Source organism: Candidatus Bathyarchaeota archaeon A05DMB-5, from assembly GCA_019685655.1.
Classification (GTDB): Archaea; Thermoproteota; Bathyarchaeia; order Bathyarchaeales; family Bathycorpusculaceae; genus DSLH01.
The window spans coordinates 1-24298 of record JABFQP010000005.1; the positions used below are offsets into that span (position 1 = coordinate 1).

26 protein-coding genes and 1 tRNA gene are annotated in these 24298 nt (G+C 41.6%); 16 read left to right on the forward strand and 11 right to left on the reverse strand.

What is annotated here, in order from left to right; genetic code table 11:
• The first annotated feature begins 163 nt into the window (after positions 1-163).
• Entirely contained in the window at positions 164-478 is a 315-nt protein-coding gene (locus HM003_07075; protein MBX5329093.1) for a zinc-ribbon domain-containing protein, read from the forward strand.
• A 7-nt stretch (positions 479-485) separates the two neighbouring features.
• Here HM003_07075 and HM003_07080 read toward each other — a convergent pair whose 3' ends face one another.
• From HM003_07080 to HM003_07095, 4 genes are all read right to left on the reverse strand, one after another.
• Positions 486-1568 carry an SPFH domain-containing protein gene (locus HM003_07080; GenBank protein ID MBX5329094.1) on the reverse strand — a complete coding sequence of 361 codons (1083 nt, stop codon included), beginning with the start codon at positions 1566-1568 and terminating at the stop codon, positions 486-488.
• Between the two features lie 5 nt (positions 1569-1573).
• On the reverse strand, positions 1574-2101 hold the full coding sequence (locus tag HM003_07085; GenBank protein MBX5329095.1) for a hypothetical protein: 528 nt from the start codon (positions 2099-2101) through the stop codon (positions 1574-1576).
• Positions 2102-2113: 12 nt separating this feature from the next.
• A complete protein-coding gene (locus tag HM003_07090) occupies positions 2114-3385 on the reverse strand; it encodes a hypothetical protein (protein MBX5329096.1) in 1272 nt (423 codons plus the stop codon).
• A gap of 184 nt (positions 3386-3569) precedes the next feature.
• Entirely contained in the window at positions 3570-4256 is a 687-nt protein-coding gene (locus tag HM003_07095) for a hypothetical protein (protein ID MBX5329097.1), read from the reverse strand.
• Positions 4257-4410: 154 nt separating this feature from the next.
• Between HM003_07095 and HM003_07100 the strand changes: the two genes are divergently transcribed.
• The 3 genes from HM003_07100 to HM003_07110 are packed head-to-tail and all read left to right on the forward strand — an operon-like array spanning position 4411 to position 7741.
• The gene (locus tag HM003_07100) at positions 4411-6351 is read left to right on the forward strand and encodes an AAA family ATPase (protein ID MBX5329098.1); all 1941 of its coding nucleotides are present in this window, start codon (positions 4411-4413) and stop codon (positions 6349-6351) included.
• Positions 6351-7178, forward strand: a complete 828-nt coding sequence (locus HM003_07105; GenBank protein ID MBX5329099.1) for a hypothetical protein — start codon at positions 6351-6353, stop codon at positions 7176-7178. Before HM003_07100 ends, HM003_07105 begins: the two co-directional genes overlap by 1 nt.
• Complete coding sequence (locus HM003_07110) at positions 7175-7741, forward strand: hypothetical protein (protein ID MBX5329100.1); 567 nt, start codon at positions 7175-7177, stop codon at positions 7739-7741. The genes HM003_07105 and HM003_07110 overlap by 4 nt, the downstream gene beginning before the upstream one ends.
• Positions 7742-7870: 129 nt before the next feature.
• Here the strand turns inward: HM003_07110 and HM003_07115 are convergent, their stop codons facing one another.
• From HM003_07115 to HM003_07130, 4 genes are read right to left on the reverse strand one after another with little or no spacing between them, the layout of a single operon-like run.
• The gene (locus HM003_07115) at positions 7871-8308 is read right to left on the reverse strand and encodes a NusA-like transcription termination signal-binding factor (protein MBX5329101.1); all 438 of its coding nucleotides are present in this window, start codon (positions 8306-8308) and stop codon (positions 7871-7873) included.
• Positions 8305-8637: a 50S ribosomal protein L30e gene (locus HM003_07120; protein ID MBX5329102.1), complete on the reverse strand. Its 333-nt coding sequence runs from the start codon at positions 8635-8637 to the stop codon at positions 8305-8307. Before HM003_07120 ends, HM003_07115 begins: the two co-directional genes overlap by 4 nt.
• A complete protein-coding gene (locus HM003_07125) occupies positions 8637-12461 on the reverse strand; it encodes a DNA-directed RNA polymerase subunit A' (GenBank protein MBX5329103.1) in 3825 nt (1274 codons plus the stop codon). The genes HM003_07120 and HM003_07125 overlap by 1 nt, the downstream gene beginning before the upstream one ends.
• A 1-nt stretch (position 12462) precedes the next feature.
• Positions 12463-15828, reverse strand: a complete 3366-nt coding sequence (locus HM003_07130) for a DNA-directed RNA polymerase subunit B (protein ID MBX5329104.1) — start codon at positions 15826-15828, stop codon at positions 12463-12465.
• A 299-nt stretch (positions 15829-16127) separates the two neighbouring features.
• On the opposite strand from HM003_07130, the gene HM003_07135 reads away from it, so the two are divergent.
• The 4 genes from HM003_07135 (at position 16128) to nadA (ending at position 18744) form a co-directional block, all read left to right on the forward strand.
• A tRNA-Leu gene (locus HM003_07135) sits at positions 16128-16250 on the forward strand.
• A gap of 60 nt (positions 16251-16310) precedes the next feature.
• Complete coding sequence (locus HM003_07140; protein MBX5329105.1) at positions 16311-16874, forward strand: molybdopterin-dependent oxidoreductase; 564 nt, start codon at positions 16311-16313, stop codon at positions 16872-16874.
• A gap of 384 nt (positions 16875-17258) precedes the next feature.
• The gene (locus HM003_07145; GenBank protein MBX5329106.1) at positions 17259-17729 is read left to right on the forward strand and encodes a DUF3795 domain-containing protein; all 471 of its coding nucleotides are present in this window, start codon (positions 17259-17261) and stop codon (positions 17727-17729) included.
• A gap of 76 nt (positions 17730-17805) precedes the next feature.
• Positions 17806-18744 (forward strand): quinolinate synthase NadA, encoded by a 939-nt coding sequence (gene nadA, locus HM003_07150; protein ID MBX5329107.1) that lies wholly within the window; start codon positions 17806-17808, stop codon positions 18742-18744.
• Between the two features lie 5 nt (positions 18745-18749).
• On the opposite strand, the gene nikR is transcribed toward nadA, so the two are convergent.
• The gene (gene nikR / locus HM003_07155; protein ID MBX5329108.1) at positions 18750-19157 is read right to left on the reverse strand and encodes a nickel-responsive transcriptional regulator NikR; all 408 of its coding nucleotides are present in this window, start codon (positions 19155-19157) and stop codon (positions 18750-18752) included.
• Between the two features lie 93 nt (positions 19158-19250).
• Here nikR and HM003_07160 point away from each other — a divergent pair, with 93 nt between their 5' ends.
• From HM003_07160 to HM003_07195, 8 genes are all read left to right on the forward strand, one after another.
• Positions 19251-19928 carry a hypothetical protein gene (locus HM003_07160; protein ID MBX5329109.1) on the forward strand — a complete coding sequence of 226 codons (678 nt, stop codon included), beginning with the start codon at positions 19251-19253 and terminating at the stop codon, positions 19926-19928.
• Positions 19912-20181 carry a hypothetical protein gene (locus HM003_07165; protein ID MBX5329110.1) on the forward strand — a complete coding sequence of 90 codons (270 nt, stop codon included), beginning with the start codon at positions 19912-19914 and terminating at the stop codon, positions 20179-20181. The genes HM003_07160 and HM003_07165 overlap by 17 nt, the downstream gene beginning before the upstream one ends.
• 7 nt (positions 20182-20188) lie before the next feature.
• Positions 20189-20743 carry a hypothetical protein gene (locus tag HM003_07170; GenBank protein ID MBX5329111.1) on the forward strand — a complete coding sequence of 185 codons (555 nt, stop codon included), beginning with the start codon at positions 20189-20191 and terminating at the stop codon, positions 20741-20743.
• Positions 20736-21203 carry a hypothetical protein gene (locus tag HM003_07175; GenBank protein MBX5329112.1) on the forward strand — a complete coding sequence of 156 codons (468 nt, stop codon included), beginning with the start codon at positions 20736-20738 and terminating at the stop codon, positions 21201-21203. The genes HM003_07170 and HM003_07175 overlap by 8 nt, the downstream gene beginning before the upstream one ends.
• Positions 21204-21209: 6 nt before the next feature.
• Positions 21210-21653, forward strand: coding sequence for a DUF1893 domain-containing protein (locus tag HM003_07180; protein ID MBX5329113.1), 444 nt, complete (start codon positions 21210-21212; stop codon positions 21651-21653).
• Between the two features lie 104 nt (positions 21654-21757).
• Positions 21758-22084, forward strand: a complete 327-nt coding sequence (gene trxA, locus HM003_07185; protein MBX5329114.1) for a thioredoxin — start codon at positions 21758-21760, stop codon at positions 22082-22084.
• A gap of 7 nt (positions 22085-22091) precedes the next feature.
• A complete protein-coding gene (locus HM003_07190; protein ID MBX5329115.1) occupies positions 22092-22232 on the forward strand; it encodes a hypothetical protein in 141 nt (46 codons plus the stop codon).
• A 68-nt stretch (positions 22233-22300) separates the two neighbouring features.
• Positions 22301-22867 (forward strand): hypothetical protein, encoded by a 567-nt coding sequence (locus HM003_07195; GenBank protein MBX5329116.1) that lies wholly within the window; start codon positions 22301-22303, stop codon positions 22865-22867.
• A gap of 4 nt (positions 22868-22871) precedes the next feature.
• Here the strand turns inward: HM003_07195 and HM003_07200 are convergent, their stop codons facing one another.
• Both HM003_07200 and HM003_07205 read right to left on the reverse strand, forming a co-directional pair.
• A complete protein-coding gene (locus HM003_07200) occupies positions 22872-23474 on the reverse strand; it encodes a hypothetical protein (protein ID MBX5329117.1) in 603 nt (200 codons plus the stop codon).
• A 69-nt stretch (positions 23475-23543) separates the two neighbouring features.
• Complete coding sequence (locus HM003_07205) at positions 23544-24026, reverse strand: hypothetical protein (protein ID MBX5329118.1); 483 nt, start codon at positions 24024-24026, stop codon at positions 23544-23546.
• Between the last annotated feature and the right edge of the window lie 272 nt (positions 24027-24298).

The following is a 24298-nucleotide window of genomic DNA, read 5'->3' on the forward strand; positions in this document are numbered from 1 at the left end:
TACCTCACCCCGGCCACTATTTCGAAAGCCTCAACTACTTTTTGATGTCAATTTTGCTTATTTTCTCTTTCGGAAGAAAAAGCATACGATTTTGCAAGAAAAATCTATTCATAAATTAGCAAAGTTTTTCTTATTCTCGGCTCCCTGTTTACTTGATAAAATCATGACTAAATACACCATCAGCGAGGCTTTCTCTGCTGGAATCGGCTTAGCTTTAGGATTAACTATGACACAGTACATTTCTCAAGCCATGAAACCACCAGAAAAAATCATTAGACAAGTTATCATCTGCTTACGATGCGGCAGCAAGAACCCAGTTGAAAACAAGTTCTGCGGACAATGCGGTAAATCCCTATACCCACCACCGCCTACTCAATGTCTAAAATGTGGAGCAACTGTTCCTTCAAATATAAAATTCTGTATAAAATGCGGCTCTCCGCTAAAAGAAGCAAAGAAAACTGGAAAAAAGAGAAAGTGAAAGCTTCTTAGCTTAATTTTTCTCCACAGTTACCGCAGAACTTTGTTCCAGCAGGATTCTTCGCATTGCATTTTGGACAGGTTATTTCGCTGGCAGCTGGTTGAGCAAGTGGAGTGCCACAATTTCCACAGAATTTCGTGCCAGCAGGATTCTCAGCCTTACACTTCGGACAGACAACTTTTGCTTGTGGAGCTAAACTTGCACCGCAATTACCACAGAATTTGGTACCCACAGGATTTTTGGCACCGCAGCTTTGGCAAATAATCAGCTGTTGAGGTTGACCAGCTTGTGCTTGCTGCATCTGCTGAGCCATCATGTAAGGCATTGTTAAGCCCATTCCAGCGCCTAAACCAGCAGCTGCTGCGCCTCCACCTTCGCTTCCTTTGAGTTCCGTTGCTGTTTCTTTCATGTACTGCATCATCATGGCTTGAGCACCCATTCCAGACGCGAACCTTCTGGCTTCTTCTGGAATTTTGACACCTTCGAAAACACAGTCTATGACTTTTAAGCCGACTCTTGCAGCTTCATCGCTTATTTTCAATGTCACCTTATCAGTGGTAGCATCAACATTTTTCACAACGGTGAATATGTCATGGTTGCCGAACTCGTTTATTATGCGTTCGTTTATGAAACCACGAATGTAGTTTTCAACATCTCTGGATGAACTGGCGCCACGGTTGCCGAAGAACTCGACAACAAAAAGCTTAGGGTCTTCAACTTTGTAAAGCATATAGCCAAAAAATCCCAGTTCAGCTTGATATTTTATGTCGCCGCTCGGCGCAGAGTAGGCTGTGCCGCCAAAGTTTGCTCTAAATTGGCTGTTGCTTACAAAAACAACTTCGCAGTCGAAAATGTCGCCTATTATACGTAATGCTTTCAAAGCAGCAGTTAAAAGTGGAATATTATTGCTAGTAATCGTGTGTCTTCCAGGTCCAAAAACATCATAGGCTTTGCCGTCTCGAAAGAAGACGGCCCACTGATTTTCTTTAACTATAACCTGACTCCCATACTTGAGCGAAAGATTAGGAAATCTGTAGGCTATATCTTCTGCTCCTGCATAGTCCCATGCTACTTTCTCAATAACTGGCATCCAAATTACACCTCCAACGATCTGAACTGTTTTTCTCTTTCATCCCATTTAGACTCAAACGTCAGTATTAAGGATTTAATGTTCTTAGCTTTAGCTGCTGCGTCCGTCCAATTTTCAGCTTCACTATCCTTGTGAAGTTCGTTCACCGCATTCACTATTGTCTCTACATCAGCGCTTAATGCCTTGTCATAATTGAAAACCCGCGCTAACTCAGTCTCTCTTATGTGTCCCTTGCGGTCCATCAAGCCAGCATATCCATAATCAGCATGATGGACTTTTTCAGCAATTCTATCCATGATTTGTATGACCTTTTTGAAGTCATCTGTGGCTTTTCCAGCATTTAAAGCTGCCAAGTAAAGTTCTTCCCATCTGTGACGCAATGTTTTGAAATCCGAATAGTATAGGTCTCGAAGTTTCTTGTCTAACTCACGCAAGTCTTCTTTTGTTGCGTATCCTAAGCCAAACACGTTCTGGATTTTGGCAAGTATTCCCTGCTTGTCTTTCACTTTTTCTATTGTCTCTTTTTCTGCCATTTTTCCAACCTTCTAACCGATGCTAAATAAAGGTCTTCCTCCACCTAAAACTTTCCCTTCACAACCGTCCACCGCAATAACATAGTTTTCTCCCTTTAAAGTGTAATGGACAAACCAGACTGGTGCGTGCACCAGTTCAGCTTCTCCAAGAGTCACGTTTACACTGCAAGTTTCAAGCGTATCAACCTTACCGCTTGCAATCAACCTTTCTTTGGCTTCTATTTCCGCTCGAATTTTGGCTTTAGCTTCTTCCTCGTTCAATTCTATGTTGAGAAATTCAGCATCCTGCGGCACCTTGCCTACATCAAACGGAATTTTTCGGGTAGCTGGCACATCATAATAGTTAATCTCACTTATCATTGTTCGTCTAGCTAATGTTGGCCAAATGTAAGTGTTTGAGAATGAATAAGAGACATGCCTTGGCGATTTGTCCTTTTGTTGTGTCTCAGCATAAGCCTTGGCTCCGGCGAGAATAAGTTTTCCAAACTTTGCCAGCCCGCTTGAACGTTTATCAGACACCGCTTCTTGCGCTTGGTGGATTTCTCCCATGACTCCTGTGCCAGTAACGCCTTTCAAGAATGTGTTGGTGGTAGCTTGGCAAACCCAGAAGGGAACATAACGTAGTTTCACGCTTGTTATTTGGGCGTCTTTTGAAACGCCAACTCTGAAAATGCCCTTGTCCATGTATTTCCGTGCGGCATCTACTGCTTGTTGAGAAAGAAGACGGTTCTCTAACATGCTATGAGCTTTTAGTTCTTCTCTTGAAGCCACAGTCATTGTGAAACCACAATATCTACACGTAAATATCAGGTCTTCTTGCGTCACAGTGATTGGAGCGCCACATCGGCTGCAATTTGTAGGGAGCGGTTGTGCAGGTTTGGGAGTTGGAGGTGGAGGAGTAGTTTGAGGAGGCATTGCAGGCGTGGCTGGTTGTGGAAGTGCAAGTGCCGCGAGTTGTTCTGTGTGGCTTTTGAAGGCTTGAGGATTCCGCGCAGAAGCCAAAATAACGTCTTCAATTATGAACCATAATTCTTGGTTATCCTCTCTAATTCCTGAAACAACAAAGTCGTCCGGAACGCCTTTCACACTTAAGGTTTCTTTTGCTGCAAGCACGCCTCCCTTTTTGTACTCGATTAGAAAACTGGTCTCGCCAGTTAGTACACGTTCTATTTTATAGCCTTGTTTTTCCATAGAAGACTTCAGTTTTTCTAAGAGCGTTTTAATGTCTACGCCCAATCCTTGATAACGCGCCATAAACAGTTCATCCTCCTCCAGAATTTTCACGGCTCTTCCGCGATATATCGGCACAATATGGTAATCTGTTGAGTTTTAGCTGCGTCCTCGCTTTTTGGGAATAAAATTTTTTAAATATGCTCATGATTTCGCTTCCGTTAAACCATTCATTAATTGTTTTTTCAGAGCTTTAAAACTTATGAATTAATGATTTGTTAGTTTTAAGCTGCAACATCTATGTTGTTATCAGCTGGTAAATTTCTTTAGCGACATACTCCAAGTACTTTTCTTTGTCTGTCAAATTGAAGATTGTTACTGAAGCGTCTCTGGTTACGCCCACAACATAACCATAGTCTCTTGCTCTTGCAACAACATACCACAAATCGCCATGCTTACAATAATCTTCGAAAATTGAAGTGTTAATTAAGTCTGGACCGTAAAGCGAAAGCTTGTTCACATTTGGAATGTCAACATTATCAAAGAAGGTGATTTTTGTGTCTTCCGGATTTTTCAAATGGAAATCCTTCAGGGTTTCCGGAGGAATCCTAGCTTCTAAGACGCCGCCCACTTTTTTGAAGAGTATCTCGCTCAGTTTGTTAGCGATGAAGTTGGCTATACGTTTCTTCTCAACAACAGTCAAAAAAGTATTGTCTTCACGCTGCGAGAAGCTGAAGAGAGCCTCAACAGTACGCGGCAAAGGCGCTACTTTGCCTCTGTGAAAAATGTGGAGAACATAATCGTGTGAATAAATACCTTTAAGCATGCCTTCCTTTGGCAGAAGCCCAACAACTTCGGTTACAAGTGTAAACTTATAGTCACCTTCCTCGTAGGGCTCTTCCGTATGGTAGCCTTCGAGGCGCGATGCGATTTCAGCAGTGGAAAGCTGTTCAGAAAGCTTGAAGACTTTGCCTGCAACAACCATGTCTAATCCAACCTTTGAACTTGCGTAGTTAGTCTGTAAATTTATATGTAAAACTTTTGTGTTTTGCTGGTTTGCTTTGAGTTAAAGTTTGCCTAATTGCTTTAATAAGAGACTTTTTACCTCTATTACTACTGCTGGAGAGGCAACTTTCCCAATGCTGATTCAGGAGGTCATCCTAGAAAACTTCATGAGCTACGAATATGCTAGGGTACCGTTTAAACATGGCGTAAACGTCATTTGCGGACCAAACGGTTCTGGAAAGTCCTCCCTTTTATTAGCTATCTCCGTGGCATTGGGACAATCTTATACGGAACGATCCAAGAAACTGAGCGACCTAATCCGGTGGGGAAAAGACCAAGCCCGCGTAACACTTATTCTCGATAACACGCGAAGAGGAAAGAACCGCCCAGTTCAGAAATTCAACAAAGACCAAATTTTCCTCACACGCGTTCTGCGTAGAGATGGGCAGTACTGGTTTGAACTTGAAAACAGAGCGGTTACAAAGCAGGATGTTGAGAGACTTTTAGATAAGCTGGGCGTCGACCCAGACAACATGCTCATCATCATGCACCAGAACATGGTTGAACAATTCACTGTACTTTCCACGCAAGAAAAGCTTCGCATGGTTGAAGCAGCTGTGGGGCTGGAGCCTTACCGCGAAAATGTTTTGCAAGCTCAGAAAAAGCTTACCCGCATACTAAGTCAAGAAGAATCAGTAAGTAAGCTTTTGGAATCAGCGGAGCAGACGCTTAACTATTGGCGGGAGCAATACGATAGATTCCAAGAGAAAAAACAATTGCAGACAAAAAGAAGATTCTTGGAAAAAGAACTTGCATGGGCAGAAGCTGCCAAGAAAGAGGAGACGGTCAAAGATTTAGAGGAAGAAATAAAAAGAGAAAAGGATGCTTTTAACCAGATCGAAGAAGAAACACGAAAAGTAAAAGAAGAATTGCAAGTTCAGCAGAACACGTTTGAAGAGCTCAAAAAAGAATGGAAGACACTTTTCGCTGAACGCTTAAACCTTGAATGCGAAAAGGCTCGAAACGAGTCGACAATCACGTTATGCGAACAATTATTGAAAGAAATAACTATGCTTGAAAACCCGCATCTCCAAGCGATAATGAAAGAACCGTTGCCTATCCAACCTAAGCTTCTGAGAAGCGAAAATTTGAAGGAGCTCCTGCAGAACTCCACGAGTCAACTATCAAAGTTAAACACAGAAATAAAAGAAATTCAGTTAAAAATAAAGAGCTTGGAAGAAGAAACCGAAAAAGTCAGCAATCAGATTTTGGATAGTCGCATTAAATTGGCACTGCTTCAATATCGCAGAGAAAACGCAATCAATAACTTGAAACAAATCGAGAATGAGTTAAAAACTGCACGAATTCACTTAAACGAAGCAATAGAAAAAGCAGAGCAGATTGGCTCCAGAATTGCAGTGATAAAAGACATCAGCGAAATCTTAGATGAAATCCGCATCACAGAAGGACATTTAGCCGCTCTAGCGGATGTTTCAGAAGACATAGAACGCATGTACGAGTCCTACTCAAAACTTTACTTAGAACTGAAAGAAAAGGCGCAATTAGTTGCCGAGAACCGAGAAAAGGCGTTAGAAGAAGTTAAAACACGAATGCAAGCGTGGCGAACAGTCATCCAAAACCTTCTAGACCACGTGAATCTTGAATACCAAAAAATTCTCGCTCAAGCCCAAGCAGTTGGCGAAGTTAGACTCGCTAATGGACATGACATGGAAGTTGCTGGATTAGAAATTTTAGTTGGCTTTAAAGGCGGAAAACCTGTTCCGCTGGATGCTTACACGCAGAGTGGAGGAGAAAGAACCACCGCAACAATGAGTTTCCTATTAGCTTTGCAGCAACATGTTCGCTCGCCATTCCGCGCTGTTGATGAATACGACATTCACATGGACCCAAAGAACCGAGAATTAATCGCGAAAATGCTCATTTCAACGGTCAAAGACGCTGACGCTCAATACATTGTGATTACACCAAGTCAGATAACATTTGCAGAGGAAGAAGCAAACATAATCACTGTCCAGAACATCGAAGGCAAATCGATAATCAGAGAGGTTGCCTAATGCAGTCGAAAAGAGAGCGAATTCGCATCGGTAAAGAAAAGCTTCAGCGCATAATCGAAATGTGTAAATCTGTGGAGGAACGCTCGCTAGACCCCTTTTTAATAGATGTCAGTGAAGTCATAAGCGTAATTAAAGAGTATTTTCCAGATTGGGAAGTTCCAGAAGACCTTTGCTTAGACGCTGAAACGGTTTATCGTTTAGCCTCGGTCATAAAACTTCAAAGTGAATGGGTGAAACATCGCTCAACCTCGCTTTATACAGACCCATTCTTATTGGAGGAAAAACTCACTCGCATAAGTAAAGAGGAAATGGTTGAAGTTTTCTTCAAAGCCTGGCATCCCATTGTTGAACTAGAACAGATTTCGCTTCACAGCATTGCAGAAGCCATGAAATACTGGGAAAACCTTTTGCCCCTCAAAGAAAGATGGAAAGAATTTCCAACAGCAGAGTTTGAAGCAGGCACAGCGACAAGGGATGAACTTATTAAACAGAGAATTTTGCGCGATAAAGCCTTCTCTGAAGAACTAGAAAATTTCTGGCAGGAAATGAGAACAAAGGTTAAGGAGAAAGGTGACGATGGAAAAATTCGTTACTGGGATTTTATTGGCGCAGAAACTTACGAGGAAACAGTGCACAAAGCGTTCATGACGAGTTTTCTGATAACCTATGGTTACGCAACATTAGAGGTATATCCGTTAGAAGAAGAAATCTTCATCAAACCATACGATAAACCAACAACAAAGATCGGCAAGAAACAGTTGGTCTCCATACCAATAGCGGTCACAACTGACAACTGGATGAAATGGAAGCGAGGAGAACTAAAGTGAGCAAACGAAAAGGCTACTACGCAAGCAAACTTAAACGTGCAACACACATGCTTTTCTACCGCAGACACGCCAAGCCAGGAGTAAAAGGTTGGGAGCTTCGAAAAGCCTTAGGTGCAGATTACCCAAAAGTTTTGAACATTCTCGATAATTACTTGAAAGCGCTTGATTTGCAAGTCAAAACGATTTTTGAAGAAGAGAAAACGGTTGAGAAGCCAACGCTGGAGCAGTTGGACAAAGCTAGATTTTACATAACACTACGAGGCGAATTAACTCCAAAAGAAGCTAAGATGATAGGATGGCGAATAGATGACTTGGCTGGACTAGCAATAACAATAGCATACATAATTTCCAAAAAGGGAAAAGCTCCACGAAAAGAAGTAGAGGAACTTTTGCGCGACAAACTTCTTGGATGGAAAGTGGACATCAACGTAGACCGTTACATTCGTTACGGATACTTAACACAAGATGAGAATGAACAATTATATCTGGATTGGAGAACACGCGCCGAAATAGACCAGAAAGCACTGATAGATTTACTTTTGGGAACAGAAACGAAAGCGTAGATACAGTCGCTATTTTCGTATCCTGTGGTAAATAAACGCGATAACGTCAATAATCAATATGATTGTCAGAATCAACAACGGATTACCAATAAACTGATTTACAAAGTCGTTCATTTTTGAAACACCAAATCAGGTAATGCTGACATTCTGTATTTGGAAGTATCTCTTAGCGAGAAAACGTAAACGCTCAGCGTTTTTACCATTTTTACCTATTGCCACACCTTTGTCTCTCGGGTTAACGGCGACAACTGCTATTTTCTTTCCATCCGACCTTTCTGTTAAGCGAACTTCCTTGACAAGAGCTGGTTTAAGTGCATTCTTTATGAACTGTGCAGGGTCTTCTGAATACTCAATTATTTCGTGTTTTTTCCCAGTCATTCTTTCCAAAGTACGAATGTTTCTTCCGCCTCTTCCAATGGCTACGCCTACTTGTCCTTCGTTGACAACAAAAATTACACGTCCTTGTTCTTCGTCTATAATGCAATCTTTGACGCTTGCGCCTGTTATGCTTTCAAACAAAGCGATATAGCGCATTTCTGTGCTTGTAAATTTTATTCCGCTTGTCATTCGCTTCCTCCGCTAGGCTCTTCTGATTCAGTACCCTCCACTAGTTTGAGAATTTCTGACTCACCCGGCTCTCTTATACTTAACGCTGAAACAGAAAAGGGTTTGCCGCAGACAGCAGCTAAATCAAGCGATGACCCTTTGTAGGTTATTAATGGGATATTTGAAAGTTTACAATAGTATGCTATATCTTCACGTGTGATTGAGGGGCAGTTTGAAGCCAAAATTATCATTTTAACCTTGCCAGTTTTCGCGTTTTGTATGGCAGAGTTTGTCCCAAAAACTACCTTGCCAGTCTTGACAGCCGCTGCGATTGCTTTGTCCAAGTCTATCATTCCTTTTTCTCTCCCTTAGATCCGAACGTTGACATGTACAGCTCCACGAGCCCTGTGCCAATTGGTATTGACTGCCCCACTATTACGTTTTCGGTCACACCTTCTAACGGGTCGCTTTCACCTTTTATGGCTGCTTCAACAATGTTTGGAACAGTTATTTCGAACGCTGCTCTTGCCAAGACGCTTGATTTCTTGCCACTTATGCCGTGCCTACCTATCTGCTGCACCTCACCAGTTGACGTCATCATGTCCGCGACAAGCATAACATGGCGTATATCAACATCCAAGCCCTGCTCTTCCAGAACACCCTTAGACTCATTCATCAACGCGTTTCTAGCCGCTTCAATTCCAAGAGTCTTAGCTATTTCATGAACGTTATTTGTCGTTGTCCTCGAAGTATCTACTCCATAAACTTCCAAAACCTTCGGAAGGTTTGAACCATCAGTTCTTATGACCCATTCTCCACGCTCTTCTGTAACAAGGACACGCTTTATGCCTAATACTCCTTTAATGTGAAAAGCAGAAACCTTATCAAGCAGTCTCTTTAGGGCTTCAGCTTTCTTGGGCTTTATATGTATGTGGTTTCCCTTCATCTTCACGGTGGAATTCTGAATCTGCAGTTTTTCCTTAAGCTCTTGTAAAGTTACTCCACGATCGTCCATCATTGTTTTGTTAAGCTCAACAACTATTTCCTCATTCACTGGGTCTTCATAAATTGCTTGCGCCAAATCCTCCAATGTGGTGTAAATTATGCTACGTGCAATTTTTACGGCGGATTCCTTGCTTTTTCTATGCACTTCGTCTAAGTAAATTGCCATTATGGGTGTGGATGGAATTCTCCGAGCATCGACAATTTCTATAAGTCTTGGCAAGCCTAAAGTTACGTTTTGCTCTCTAACTCCAGCGTAGTGAAATGTTCTAAGAGTCATCTGTGTGCCTGGTTCGCCTATTGACTGAGCTGCAACTATTCCTACGGCTTCGCCGGGCTCCATTAAGGCTCGTTTATAGTTTTCAACAGTTAATTTAATCGCTTTATCTACACATGCCTTGCTAAGTTTCGCTTTAGCTAGATTTTGTTTAAGCTCGTCAACAAGTATGGGGGTAAGTTCACTTTCAACTTCTTTTAGTTGTTTTTTAATGTAATCTTCGGGTGCTGGTTTACCTTTCTCTTCAGCTATCCTAAGTTGCTCAACCAGTCGGCTCACGTTTACAGCCTTTCCATGGTCGCTTTTTGCGGGGTCAACTCCATCTTCGCCGTACTTGAACTGGATTATATCGCCTGCAGAGTTTCTGACTGTTCCGTCATACTCCAACCGTATATGTTCAAGCGCGTTAATCAGTCGTCTTTGCATGTATCCGCTCTGCTGCGTTCTAACGGCTGTATCCACAAGTCCTTCACGACCACCCATAGCATGGAAGAAAAATTCAACCGCGTCAAGCCCGCTTTGATAAGATGAATACACGAACCCTCTCGCTCTTGGTGTCGGGTCACCAGACTTGAAATGAGGTAAAGCGCGACCCAAATATCCACGCAATATTCTCTTGCCACGTACTGATTGTTGCCCTACACATGCGCTCATCTGTCCAATGTTTAGGCTTGAACCTCTCGCGCCAGTTCGAGTCATAACTATGCCAGCATTTTCGATAGTGAAATCTTCGTCAGCGATTTTTCCAGCGTCGTCTCTGGCTTTGGCTAATTCGTTCATTACATAAATTTCGAAAGATTCCTCGAGTGTTTGCCCTGGAAGTCTGGGTAGAGTGCCTTTGTGGTAGCCTTCTATTAGCTCCTCAACTTTCTTCTGAACTCTTTCCATTGTTTTGTTTATTTTGTTCTCTGCGGTTGGAGACAAAACGAGTTGCTCGTACGAGTATGTGAATCCGCGCATTGTTATGAAAAGTTTTAATAATCGAGTTATTTTGTTCAGAAATTCGCGTCCCGCTCGTGTTCCATAATCTTTTATTATTCTGTGAAGGAGACTTTCGGATTGCTCAGCACCTATCGAACGCCTGTCTATAACACCGCTCACGAGTTCACCATTTCTGACGACTACATAAGCATCATATTTGCAATCTTCCTCTTCGCACTTGGAACACCCTTGACAAATGTTTGCCTTCAAAACATAGTTCATGTCTTTTGGCAGAAACAGACTGAAAATTTGTTTACCAGTCCAGAGAGGTTGTGGTTCTTTGATTTTTGGCTCTGGCAAAGGTCCATCGTAACCTGCTGCTAATAGTAATCTGTTGACTTCTTGTTTTGTCAAATAGTTTGATTTTCTTGTAAACAAGTACGCGCTAGTTATAAAGTCTCGAATGGCTCCGATTATTGGACCTCCAAATCTTGGAGAGAGTATTTGGTCTTGGACTTGCATTAGCAGAAGCGCTTCTGTTCGTGCTTCTTCACTTTGCGGTATGTGTAAGTTCATTTCGTCTCCGTCAAAGTCCGCGTTGTAAGGCGGACACACGCATAGGTGCAAGCGGAATGTTTTGTATGGCAAAACGCGCACGTAATGAGCCATTATCGACATACGGTGAAGCGAAGGCTGACGGTTAAAGATGGCAATATCACCGTTTTTCAGATGCCGCTCAACAATAAATCCGGGCTCCACAGCTTCAGCAATCTTTGTCCTATCAATTACAAATTCAAGCCTTATACGTTTGCCATCAGGCCTAATGATGTAAAGGGCGCCAGGGTATTTTTCAGGACCATTTATGATGAGCTGGCGCATTTCTTCAATGTTCCATTCTGTCACTTTTTCGGGCACAGACAAGCGCATTGCAACTTCTAGAGGAACACCAACCTCGCTTATGTCAAGGTTTGGGTCTGGAGAAATGACTGTACGCGCTGAAAAGTCAACTCTTTTTCCCGAAAGATTGCTTCGGAATCTTCCCTCCTTGCCTTTAAGCCTCTGAGAAAGTGTTTTTAATGCTCTTCCAGAACGATGTCTCGCCGGCGGTATACCTGAAGCTTCATTGTTAAAGTAGGTTGTAACATGGTACTGGAGAAGTTCTGACAAATCTTGAATAATAAGCGTAGGAGCCCCAGCTTCCATATTCTCTTTTAACCGTTGATTTATGCGAATTATATCCACAAGCTTGTGGGTGAGGTCGTCTTCTGAGCGAATGCCAGATTCCAAAGTTATTGAAGGGCGAACGTAGACGGGAGGAACCGGTAAAACTTGTAAAACCATCCAAGCTGGACGCGCGGCTTTGGGGTTAAAACCTAACAGTTCAAGGTCTTCGTCGGGTATGCGTTCTAGTCTTTCGCGAACCATGCTAGGCGTTAAGGGTTCTGAACCACTTTCGGGGATTTGTTCACTAAACTTTGTGGGTTTTTCAAAGACTATTTTATATTGGATAGCACCGCAATGGGGACATTGTTTATTCTTTGTCTCTTGAATGATGACTTTGTAAACTTCATCGGGAACAACGCCGAGAAGTTGGCGAGTTCTATCAACTCTTGCGTGAACTCTCTTAATGGTTTCATCAGGTAATAGTATGCGCCCACAGTTTCTGCAAGTTGCTCTTAAAAGGTCATGTATTATTTTTGTAAATTCAATGTGTATTATTGGAACTGCAAGTTCGATGTGCCCGAAATGTCCAGGACAGCGAACTGCAGTGTTGCCGCATGTTTTGCATCTTTGTCTAGGCTCCAGTGTACCAAGCCTGCCGTCCATTAGTCCAGCAGTGATGGGAGCGCCGTCTTCGTCATAAGTGTCTGGCGTTTGGATTTCGACAACTGAGATTTTGCGCATATCTTGTGGTGAAAGTAAGCCAAAATAGATTTCGTCAACAACTTTATGGATTACTTCTTCTGTTGCCATGTTACGCTTTCTCCTTAAGTTTTAATTTGGGCGTTATACAAAGGCTCATTAATTCTTGCAAGAGAAGTTTGAACGCGTAAGAAACTATTACTGGAGAAATCTTAGCTTTGTCTTCACAAAGTCTGCAGAGATATTTTCTCTGTTTCATGTCATAATAGGCTATGTGACCACAATTTTCGCAAATGTAAAGCGTGTATTTGTCTGATTCTTCTAATAATCTGTCTTGAAGTAGCATAGCAGCGCCATGTCCAATTAAGCAGTCACGCTCCATCTCGCCAAATCTTAAGCCTCCACCTCTTGCTCTTCCTTCAGTGGGTTGTCTTGTAAGCATCTGCACTTGTCCTCTAGCTCTGGCGTGTATTTTGTCCGCAACCATATGATGTAGCTTCTGATAATACACAACACCAACGAATATGTCTGCAACAAACTTTTCGCCGGTCGCACCGTTGTAAAAGACTTCACTGCCAGTGTGGCTGAACCCTAGCTTAATCAAGGCTTTTCTAATTTCGTCAGGTTTTTCACTTATGAAAGGCGTTCCATCAACTGGTTTTCCTCTCATAGCTGCAACTTTTCCAGCCATTGATTCTATAAATTGTCCAATAGTCATTCTTGATGGAATAGCATGCGGGTTGATTATTACATCGGGGACTATGCCATCTTCGGTGAATGGCATGTCTTCTTGTGGAACGATTAATCCTATGACGCCCTTTTGTCCATGACGAGAAGCAAACTTGTCGCCTAATTCAGGAATGCGCTGGTCGCGAACTCTAACTTTCACAAGTTTACTTCCTTCTCCTGATTCCGTTATGAAAATCGCGTCTACAATTCCAGTTTCTGAAGGGCGCATGTCAACCGACGTGTCTCGCATTGAAGGTCCCTTAACTTCAAATTCTTTGTATTCTTCAAGAAATCTTGGCGGACTTATCCTACCGATGAGAACGTCTCCGCCGGCCACGTTTGCTTCAAGGCTTATTATTCCGTCAGGTTCTAATAGTCGATAATATTGTTCTCCTCTGAATCCACGTGTTCCAGGCTCAGGTAAAGTGAACTTGTCTTTTAATCCACCCAGATATTGGCGACATTCAGCCTCATATATCCTATAAAATGTTGAACGCCCTAAGCCTCTTTCTATTGATGCCTTGTTGAAGATTAAGGCGTCTTCCATGTTGTAACCTTCAAAGGAAAGCACAGCTACAATGCAGTTTTGTCCTGATGGACGCAGTTTATAGCCCATTGTTTCCATTAACGCGGTTTCCAAGAGCGGGACTTCTGGATAGTGTAGAATATGTGACCGTGAGTCTACACGTTGATTGAAGTTTGTTGCATAAAATCCTAAGGCTTGCTTTGCCATTGCTGCTTGATAAGAATTGCGCGGTGACTGGTTGTGCTCTGCGTAAGGTATTGTTGATGCGCAAATTCCCAGAATTGTGTATGTGGCAATTTCTAAGTGCGTGTGTTCTTGGGTTACTTCTTCAAGGCTTATTGCAACGTAGGCATTTTCTTCTTCTTCAGCGTCTAAATATTCAATTATTCCATTTTTGACCAAATCTTCCCATGACCAATCTCCAGAAGCTATTTTGTCAATGTGTTCCGGTTGAAGTTTGGGAGAGCCTTTTTCGACGATTATGAGGGGTCTTCTTACTCTTCCTTCGTCGCAGTTAACGTATATTTCTTCTCTTTCGCCGTGGATTTTTGAGAAGTGAACTATATTTACTTCTGTTGAGATTTCTCCTCTTCTGCGTCTTTCCCTAAATTCTCGTGTTAACTCTTCTGGGTTGTTGCAGTATCCAATAATGTTGCCGTCAACAAAGACTTTTGCGCCAGAAATCTTCAGGGCTTCGCTTGCTTCGTATACGGATACAACGCCCATGCCGTAAAGTACTTGTTTTATTTTTTCTGCGTTGACACCTACTGAGATGCATGCAGATAACGCTAAGTTTTTGACCAATCCACAGTTTGAGCCTTCTGGGGTTTCATTTGGACATAAGCGTCCCCAATGGGTTGGGTGTAGGTCTCTTGCTTCAAAGTTGGGTTGGCTTCTACTTAATGGTGACTGTAATCTGCGCAGGTGGCTCAAAGTGGAGATGTGGTTTGTTCTGTCCAGAAGCTGTGTTATGCCAACTCTTCCTCTTCCCCAATTTCCTGTGGCAAGCGCATGTTGGAATCTTTCTGTTATTATTCCAGGGCGGACTGCTGCTGAGACGGTTATTATTGGACCTTTGACGCCTATCCGTTCAAGTTGATATTTTATGTCCCTACATAGGTTTCTAAAGGCTACACGGAATAAATCAGCAAGTAATGGACCAGCAAGTCTAAGTCTTTTGTTTTTGAAGTGGTCTTTGTCGTCTGTTTGTCTTCTTCCTAGTTTCAGTTCGATAACTCTGCACACCATCTCGCCTAAGAATAGAGCCTTATCTCTCCTGCTTTGGCTTGTCCTGCCGATGTGAGGCAAGAAGTTCTTGTCTATTGCAGTTTCAGCCTTTTGTATTCGATATTCTTCAACTTGTCCGTGAGCTACACGGTTCCCAATAAAAATAATTGCGTCCTTTGCAGTGTCTACGCCTATTGCTTTTTCAAATGAAGGTTCCAGTTCGCTTTGTATTTCTTTCTCTAGAGAAACTGCTTCAGCAATTTCTTTATCTGATTCCAAGCCCAAAGCACGCATTATCACAACAAACGGAATTTCTGTGGGCACGCCTGGCATCGTAACATAGATGGCTTCGTCCGACTTCATTTTCAATTCTGTTCTAGCCCTAAAGCCAACGGTTGTTGAGAATATTTTCGCTTGATGTACTGGTGCTGCTCCCTTCTCGTCTATGTCAACTATTATGCGGTTAGGTGCTAAGTCTTCCATTGCTACTATTACGCGTTCTGAACCATTGACAACGAAATAGCCACCAGGGTCGTCTGGGTCTTCTCCACAAGCTATGAGTTCTTCACGGGAAAGTTGCGATAAAAAGCACAGTTTTGATTTCAGCATCACTGGGATATTTCCAATGTAGACGAGTTCTGTGTCTTGCTCTCTACCGTCTATCACAGGCGTCATTTCTAGGGCTATTGGCGCTGCATAAGTCAGGTTTCTTAGTCTAGCTTCCATAGGGTAGATTTCGTGTTTTGTGCCATCTACTTCTGTTGTGTAGGGTCCAGTGATTCTTGTCTGTGGGTCAATTATCCAAACTTGGCCAAGTTTTACTTTGTAGGGGCTTTCAGGAACTTCTATTGGAATTTCGCCTACTTCATCTATTACTTCCTGCAAGCCGTGATCTATAAACTCGTTGTAAGAATCTAAGTGCTGGCGAACCAAGCCTTTTTCTTTAAAGAAGGCTTTTAATAGTAGATTTGTGTCTTCTTTTGAAAATTCAGTCAATTTCAACTAACCCCCGCAATTTTACATTTGAACATGCGTTAATGAACTTGTGTGATGCGGGTTTTTTCAAACTTTCAATTTCCTCCAGCTGTCGGGTCATCCAACCGAAAAATGGTCTCCAATCTTGAAGAGCTAGAAACGTAAACCACACAGCTCTCTAATAAACTTTTTCATGCAATATTACATGTTTCCGCGCATCTAATCATTTTTGAGTGGTTTCGGAACTTAGGCCTATAACGAGCCAACGACAGTTTCGGGAAATAATTAATAAGAAAGACCTTTGGCTTGTATTTGTGTGTGCAGCGGTAGCGAAGCCAGGTCTAACGCGGAGGACTCAAGATCGGAGCTACGGCAATAGAAAGCCCCTATGAGCCATCCTCTCCCGTAGGGGTTCGCCGGTTCAAATCCGGCCCGCTGCACCATTTTTGTTGCATGAGTAGAGATTTATGTGTCAAGTTTCATAGCTATTGAAGGGAATAGATATGGCGAGGGCGAGTTTGCCTCCAGGGCAGAGGGAGATTAGGAAGGTTCCGTTGCGTCACATTGGTATCGTTCCAGAATTTGATTTGGAGTTGTGGCGGTTGGAGGTGTGTGGTGAGGTTGAGAAGCCGGTTGTTTTGAGTTTTGAGGATGTGAAGGCGTTGCCGAGTGTTGTCTGCGTTTCTGATTTTCATTGTGTTGAGGGGTGGAGTCTTTTGAATAATAGGTGGAAGGGTGTTTCTTTCAAAGTAATTGTTGAGTTGGTTAAGCCAAAAGCTGGTGTGGAATGTGTTGTGTTTGAGTGTTATGATGGCTATTTGACTTCTTTGAGTTTGTCTGATTTGTTAAAGGATGGGGTGTTATTGGCTTACAAGCTTGATGGTGAGTGGTTGACGAGGGAGAGGGGCGGTTCTTTGAGGCTTGTGGTTCCGCATAAATATGCGTATAAAAGTCCTATGTGGCTGAAAAGAATAAAATTTACTTCGGAGCAGGAGTTGGGTTATTGGGAAAAGCGGGGTTATAGTAATACGGCTGATCTGTGGAAAGAAGAGAGATATGCAAAGTAGTTGTGAATTATTTGGTGTGTTTGGTTCTATAGCCCCCTTAATATATAGGTTGAATTTTTGGTGAATTGTGTTTTTGGGAAGGTTTGATGTTTTTGTCTGGGTTTGTGTTGTAGTTTTGTTGGACGCTTCTACCACAATGTTTATTAAGACTTGCGATTTAATAGGGTGAAACTTTAAGGTGGATGAAAGAATGAGAAAAAGACCGGACACACATCAAATCGAAAGAAAAGATGACCTAAAATTCGAAGCAGTAATTGACGAATTATTGGCATATGAAGCCCTAATCAGAAAGAAGACAGTTTAAAGGGAGAAAAAGGGCATAAGACACCTCTAATCTTTTAAGTTGCATTCTCATTTATTCAGAAACAAAAGGAAAAATACAAAATGATTAACAAGAATCTTGTAGGCAGATGCGGATTATATTGTGGAGCTTGCGGAATCTACAGAGCTTACAAGGACAATGGCGAATTTTTAAAGAAACTTGCTGAAAGTTTCAAATGTCCGCCGGAAAAAGTAAAATGCGAAGGGTGTATGGATTTAACGCCGGAATGTTGGGGAAACGGCTGTAAAATTGTGCAATGCCTCCAAAGTAAAGGCTTGGAATTTTGCTACCAATGCGGTGAGTATGAGAAGGGCTCTTGTGGGAAGTTTGGAAAATTGTCTCAGCGTTATGCGAAAATTGGTGTAGACGTAAGAGCAAATCTTGAGAGAATAAGAAAAGGCGAAACAAATGAGTGGTTAAGTGAAAGCGAGAAGAAATATCGATGCCGTTCATGTGGAAAGCCGTTACCTGTCTATGGAACGGAAGGAAAATGTTATCACTGCGGAAAAGACATTTCAGAACAATTCATTTAATGGAAATATGATTGAAACGTGCGGTTAAGCAAAGGATATATCTTCCCATTTGGTTAGAAAACTCTACAACATTCAGATGATAACAGTGCAAAAACAAAATTCAGCAACATTGATTGACAAAATACTCAAGCTTAAGAAAGAGAAGAAAGCGGTAATTTTAGCCCATAATTATCAGAGACCAGAAATACAAGACATAGCAGATTACGTAGGCGACAGCATAGAACTAAGCCGAAAAGCCATGAACGAAAAAGACGCTGAAATAATAGTTTTTTCTGCAGTGGATTTTATGGCGGAATCAGCGGCAATTTTGAACCCGGAAAAGAAAGTGTTGTTGCCTACTCCTGGTGCACGTTGTCCCATGGCGCAGATGCTTACAGTGGATGAGATTAAAAAGTGGAAGGCGATTTATCCGCTTGTGCCCGTGGTTTTGTATGTTAACACTTTGGCTTCAGCTAAAGCTTACGCCGACGTATGCTGTACATCTGCAAACGCCTTAGAAGTCATAGAATCTTTGAACTCTGAAACCGTCCTTTTTGGGCCTGACCGTAATTTAGCGGAATACGTGCAAAGGAAGACTGGGAAGACTGTTATCCCAATTCCAGAATGGGGCTTTTGTCCAACTCATCTGCTTTTCCAATCTGAAGATGTGCAGATTCTTAAAGCCAAGTATCCAGATGCCGTTGTCATGGTTCATCCGGAATGCACTTTTGAAATGCAAGAGACAGCTGATTTTGTTGGAAGTACATCGCAAATGTGCCGTTACGCAAAAGAAAGTAACGCCAAAAGTTTCATCGTTGCTACTGAAGAGGGACTTCTACACCGTTTAAGGAAAGATAATCCAGAAAAACAGTTCATTTTAGCTTATGAAGAAGCTGTTTGTCCAAACATGAAGTTGAATACGCTTGATAGGCTTTACTTGGCTTTAAAAGAAGAAAAATATGTGGTTACGGTTCCTGAAACTATAGCGAAAAATGCTCGAAAAGCTCTAGAAAGAATGTTTGAAATAACAAAATGAACAGTTCAGACGGAGACAATCATTGTTTTAAGTATTTTTACTCCTCGCTTGGCAGCTAACTCTTCGCTTAATTTTCGAATTTCAGCTGCGTCACCTTTTACAGCTATAGCTTCTAGACAGTCGCGTTCGCTGAGGTGAATATGCATTGTCGAACAAATTATGTGGGCGTGATGGTGTTGAATGTCTGTTAATGCGTTTTCAAGTCCTCTAGCGTCATGGTCGTAAAGTAGCATTAAAACGCCTGCTTGGTTTCCTTTTTCTCCCATAAGCCATTTCTTCTCGGAAACAAACATTCTCACTGCGTCTTGAATTGCTTTGGAACGGTTTTCATATCCCATTTTGTGTATTATTTCATCAAAATCTTTGAGCAAGTCTGGAGGAAACGTTACTCCAACACGTACTATTTTTGTCATACAGTTCCCATCATTAAGGTTAAGGGATAGCCATAAAGCTTTTATGTGTGATGGTAACACTAAACTATAAAAAAGTGTTACGAAGGCAGCATCATGCACATTCCAGACGGCTATTTAAGCGTGGAAATCTGCGCTTTGACCTATGCAATAGCGATAGTATTCTTAATTTGGTCATGGAAAAAAGCAAAAGCCACATACTCACAGTCGATTACGTCTTTATTAGCAATTTCAAGCGCCTTTGTTTTCGCAGCACAAATGATAAATTTTCCAATAACTTACGGAACAAGTGGTCATTTGGTAGGCGGAACATTTCTCTCGATAATTTTGGGACCTTACGCGGCGATTCTAAGCATGACCATTGTTTTGATGATGCAAGCATTATTTTTTGCGGACGGCGGCATATCCACCTTTGGAGCAAACGTTCTCAACATGGCAGTTATAGGCGTACTGAGCTTTTTCATAATACAACTGCTTACCAAAAACTCTAAAAGAAAAAGCTGGTTTTTCTCAAGTGTTTTCGTTGCATCGTGGCTCTCCGTGGTTTTAGGAGCATTAGCATGCGGGTTAGAGATAGGTTTCTCTCCGGTCTTTTCTAATGCAGGCGGCATAGCAGTTACTGTTCCAGCCATGCTTTTTTGGCATGTTCTAATTGGATTAGGAGAGGCAGCGATAACAACAACTCTCATCTCGCAGTTGCATAGGCTGCAAACTCCAGTTCTCACTGGTTTGAGAATTCTTAGAGGGGGCAAACAAAATGAGAGGATACCTTAAAGCGTTAATTCTCACTTTAGTTTGTCTTGCAATCCTAATACCATTCGCTTCAAACGCTCCAGATGGACTAGAAAGCGTTGCTGAAACTCTTGGAATAGAAGAACACGAGCCAATCTGGAACGGATTGATGCCTGATTACAGCATACCAACAATCGACAACCCATATTTATCAACACTTCTAGCCGGCACAGTAGGAGTCTTTCTAGTTTTAGGTGCCACCTTTTTGCTTGGCAAAGCAATCACTAAAAAGTGAAAAGCAAATGAACAAAACAAAATATTTTACAACGGTAGACATTGCGTTAGCTGGCGTTTTCAGTGCTCTCTGGGCTACCCTTAGCTTGACGTTGGGAAGGTTGAGCTTTGTTTGGTTTCGACTTCCGATACTCTGCGATTTTTCAGCATTCTTAACACTTTTGCTTGTCACATGGGCAACCGGCAAGTTCGGAATAGCCTCTCTCGTTGGTATTCTGGGCTCGTTGATAGTTTTATTATTCAATCCTTCTCCACACATAATTGGTTTTGCAGCTTCAGCGGTACTTTTTGATGTTTTGATGTTTATGAGTCGTCACAAAATAAACGCGGAAATACGTAACATGACCATCGCTGCTTTGGTGACTGCCATATCTGCTTATTTTGCCGGCGTGGTTATAGGCGTCTTTTTCATGGGAAAACCACTTGATGGAGCAACGCTGCAATGGACGTTAACCGTTTGGGGCGTGTGGCATTTAGTAGGCGGCGTAATAGGTATAGTGACAGCGTTGCCAATCATAGCTATTCTGGAAAAAGCGCAGGTAAGGAGAATTAAAGATGCGTAGTGAAGAAGAGAAACTCAAATTGCTAATAGAAGACGCAGAGAAACTCCATGGGCACTTAGGACCCTTTCTGGTCATTGGAGTCAAAATGGGAATACTAGCTGAAAAAATCCTAACAACAAAAAGGAACAAAAACGTCAAGTTACAAGTGTACGTAAAACTTCCGCTTTTAACGCCATTCTCATGCATTCTTGACGGAATCCAAACCACAACAAAATGCACGATTGGAAATCAAAAACTAAAAGTGGAAAACTCACAAAAAGAAATAACTGCACATTTTATACTACAAAAACCAGACAAGCCGCTGAAAGTAACTGTTAACCAAAAAATGATAGAGGAACTAACTGAGAAGATTTCAAAAGGCTTCTCCAACGAAGAGCTAGCATGGGAAACGGCTCACATGCCCGAAAATCGACTATTCACAATAGAAAGCTATTTTAAACCCACCACATTGAAAAACTGAAGCAGCATGCAGGATTTAGAAATAGCCAAAAAACATCTAAAAGAAAAAAATCTAGCACTCTCCATAATAAAAAATAAAGAAACAATTTTTGAGACAAAATCACATGGAATTTCCGGCTTTTTAACAGCCATCGAAACACTCGGAAACAAACTTGACGGAGCTTATGTCGCAGACAGAATCATTGGAAAAGCAATCGCATTATTATGCGCCTACGCGAAAGTTAAAGCAACCTACGCAGTGACTATGAGCAAAGAAGCCAAAAACGTGTTTGAACAACATTCAATTTTTCATGAATGGACAAACCTGGTTGAAAACATACTAGATATTGACAAGGCGAAAACATGCCCATTTGAAAGCCTAGCAAAGGAAATTTCAAATCCAAAAGATGCTTACATAAAACTTAAGGCTTTACAAAACTTTCTAAAAAACAGTCGGAAGAAACCCACATGAACAGTGAACACGAACACTTTATATCAAAGGAAAACGAAGAATTGGAACGTATAAGAAGAAAGAAACTAAGAGAACTCGCAGAACAGAAGGAGAAAAAACAAGAAATGAAAACAGAACCTGTTCACGTGACAGATTCAAACTTCAACGAAATAGTAAGCAAAAACCAGCTGGCTCTAATTGACTGCTGGGCGCCATGGTGCGGTCCATGTTTAGCTTTGGCGCCTACAATCGAAGAACTGGCAAGGGAATATGCTGGAAAGGTGCTTATTGGAAAACTTGACGTCGACGAAAACCCGAGAACCGCGGAATGCTTCCAAATTTTCAGCATCCCCACAATGTTGATAATGAAAAACGGAAAAGAAGTTGACAGAATCGTGGGACTTGTTCCAAAGAAATACATTGAAGCCGCATTAAAAAAGCATTTAGGATAGGACACTCATGGACATTTCAGAACGTAGAGTAATAGGCGCGCTGCTACTTCTTTTAGGAATATCTTCCTTAGCCGTAGCCATCCACACAAACCAGTTAAACACAATAGTGGAAATGTTAAAAACCGCCTTTAAAACAGTCATCCTCTAAAACCCTTAAAAGCTAACGCCTAATAGACTCTTTCTAAAATAACACTTCACCTAAAGGTAGTGGAGAAAATGAGCCCACCATTAATCGAAAGCCAAAAAGCAGAAAAAGAAGCACTACTAGAAGCAGCCAAACTTATGCTCATATCCTCGAGAACAGCGCCAAAAACAGCCGGCTTAGACGACACCTTAACCATGATTGTCTACGGCAAAGAAAAAGATACAATAGCCCAAAAAATGGAAGAAATAGCGGAAGAACGAAAAATAGAAGGTTTTCGACGAGACGCAAAAAACGTCAGAGACTCAGAAGCCATTGTCTTAATCGGTGTTAGAGGAAACAAAAGCGTTGGAATAAACTGTGGAGCCTGCGGCTACGCAAACTGTAAAGAATTTGAGAATGCAACTAGAAAGCTTGGGCAAGATTTTATTGGTCCCACATGCCTCTTCAAAACTTTAGACTTGGGCATAGCATTAGGCTCAGCCGCAAAAACAGCTAGCTTGCTGAACGTGGACAACCGCATCATGTACCGCATCGGCGTGGCAGCATCCAAATTGAAAATGCTACCAGAAGCTTCAGTTGTTATGGGAATCCCAATTTCAGCTAAAGGCAAAAGCATCTACTTTGACAGAGCCAGATAGCTTCCTAAGTCTGACCTTTCATTTTTTCATACATTTTCTCTAACGTCCAACGAATGCTTGATTTAAGTTCTCTTATGCGTTCTTGATCAACATTCTTAACGTTTATTTCACGGATTACGTCGCCTTCTCTAACAATATTATATGAAAATAGTTTTTCCGGAGTTAATTGTCCAGTTCTAACTAGTTCGTTGTCTTTTTCTTGCATTCTCGCAAGAACTTTGTCCACCAGAAAATGAGTAAAAGGCGGCGTGTTAACATTAAAATCTTTACCTCCCGCTGGGACTACCCGCAAAGAATCTTCACTCACGTAAAGATTTGCTAGAAGTTCGCCTGTGACAGTCTTGAGCGGTGTGACATTTTCATATTCAGCTAAAAATTCTGGTGCAGAAGGCCCAGCTATTGCCTCTTCTTTGGGGGGTGAAACCTCTGCTTCAGTGGACGGTTTGGCAATTTCAGCTCGTTTAAATCCTTTCTCTAGTAAAACTGAGTTTACTGCCTCAAGCATCGCTTGCAGTTCTTTAAGTTCAGAATCCAGTTCTTCAACTCTTTTTTCAAGTTTTTTCTTAAAGGCCACAAGCCGTTTTATTTTTTCAGAGTCTTGAGACATTGTTCTTTCACAAAAAGATATTTAGAAAGTTTCCCTTTATCAAATCTTTGAAATGTTCAGTAGCGTGAATCATGCGAGTTCTGCAATAGTGTAGTCTTCTGTTCTTGTCTTGTCAAGCGAAATTGGTTTGAGTTTAACCTTTAACTCTTTCTTCAGAAAGCTTTCGAACTCTTGAAAAACAGGGCTGTCTGTATAGTTTACTTTAACGCATAGGTTTTTTCCTTCCAGTAAGGGGCTTAAATCATAGAGAGCTATTCTCTTAGAAAAGTCGGGGTTTTCGAAAACTGAGTGAACTAAGTCTTCAGGAGGTGTTTCCATTAGAAGACAAGCGGTATAAGATGCTTCGACAACACGGTAAGATAAGCCTTCACGAACAACACATTTTCTATTTGAAGCTATCTTCTTGAAGGAAGAAGGATGAATTTCTCGAGCCCATAGAAAATTGTGATATTTATCATCAATTTCAACCCAGTCTTCGTTTTCAGAAGTTTTCCAACCACGAAACTTGCAGCTGTCCTTAAATTTCTTCAGAATTTCCCAAACTTTAGGCATTTTCATCTTTTCAAAGCAGCTCCTACTGAGAGAATCTTCTAGAACAATATTCTATTATACGAACATAAATTTAAACTTATTTGTCATTTTACTCGCAAAAGTGTAGGCAATTGAGCGTTAAAAATGAAAAATTGTAGACAAAATTATGTTTTGTCGACAAATTTACGAGAATACAGACCGAAAGATTTAAAGAAAAAACCCTAAATTTTCTACATTTTTCCGACAACAAACAATAAATCCACTCAAATAGCAATTAATAATAAAGAGGAAAG

Coding starts and splice junctions, on each gene's coding strand:
- HM003_07075 (MBX5329093.1), top strand. CDS start 164: ATGACTAAATACACCATCAGCGAGGCTTTCTCTGCTGGAATCGGCTTA.
- HM003_07080 (MBX5329094.1), bottom strand. CDS start 1,568: ATGCCAGTTATTGAGAAAGTAGCATGGGACTATGCAGGAGCAGAAGAT.
- HM003_07085 (MBX5329095.1), bottom strand. CDS start 2,101: ATGGCAGAAAAAGAGACAATAGAAAAAGTGAAAGACAAGCAGGGAATA.
- HM003_07095 (MBX5329097.1), bottom strand. CDS start 4,256: ATGGTTGTTGCAGGCAAAGTCTTCAAGCTTTCTGAACAGCTTTCCACT.
- HM003_07100 (MBX5329098.1), top strand. CDS start 4,411: ATGCTGATTCAGGAGGTCATCCTAGAAAACTTCATGAGCTACGAATAT.
- HM003_07105 (MBX5329099.1), top strand. CDS start 6,351: ATGCAGTCGAAAAGAGAGCGAATTCGCATCGGTAAAGAAAAGCTTCAG.
- HM003_07115 (MBX5329101.1), bottom strand. CDS start 8,308: ATGACAAGCGGAATAAAATTTACAAGCACAGAAATGCGCTATATCGCT.
- HM003_07125 (MBX5329103.1), bottom strand. CDS start 12,461: ATGGCAACAGAAGAAGTAATCCATAAAGTTGTTGACGAAATCTATTTT.
- HM003_07140 (MBX5329105.1), top strand. CDS start 16,311: ATGGCGAGGGCGAGTTTGCCTCCAGGGCAGAGGGAGATTAGGAAGGTT.
- HM003_07145 (MBX5329106.1), top strand. CDS start 17,259: ATGATTAACAAGAATCTTGTAGGCAGATGCGGATTATATTGTGGAGCT.
- nadA (MBX5329107.1), top strand. CDS start 17,806: ATGATAACAGTGCAAAAACAAAATTCAGCAACATTGATTGACAAAATA.
- nikR (MBX5329108.1), bottom strand. CDS start 19,157: ATGACAAAAATAGTACGTGTTGGAGTAACGTTTCCTCCAGACTTGCTC.
- HM003_07160 (MBX5329109.1), top strand. CDS start 19,251: ATGCACATTCCAGACGGCTATTTAAGCGTGGAAATCTGCGCTTTGACC.
- HM003_07165 (MBX5329110.1), top strand. CDS start 19,912: ATGAGAGGATACCTTAAAGCGTTAATTCTCACTTTAGTTTGTCTTGCA.
- HM003_07170 (MBX5329111.1), top strand. CDS start 20,189: ATGAACAAAACAAAATATTTTACAACGGTAGACATTGCGTTAGCTGGC.
- HM003_07175 (MBX5329112.1), top strand. CDS start 20,736: ATGCGTAGTGAAGAAGAGAAACTCAAATTGCTAATAGAAGACGCAGAG.
- HM003_07180 (MBX5329113.1), top strand. CDS start 21,210: ATGCAGGATTTAGAAATAGCCAAAAAACATCTAAAAGAAAAAAATCTA.
- trxA (MBX5329114.1), top strand. CDS start 21,758: ATGAAAACAGAACCTGTTCACGTGACAGATTCAAACTTCAACGAAATA.
- HM003_07190 (MBX5329115.1), top strand. CDS start 22,092: ATGGACATTTCAGAACGTAGAGTAATAGGCGCGCTGCTACTTCTTTTA.
- HM003_07195 (MBX5329116.1), top strand. CDS start 22,301: ATGAGCCCACCATTAATCGAAAGCCAAAAAGCAGAAAAAGAAGCACTA.
- HM003_07200 (MBX5329117.1), bottom strand. CDS start 23,474: ATGTCTCAAGACTCTGAAAAAATAAAACGGCTTGTGGCCTTTAAGAAA.
- HM003_07205 (MBX5329118.1), bottom strand. CDS start 24,026: ATGCCTAAAGTTTGGGAAATTCTGAAGAAATTTAAGGACAGCTGCAAG.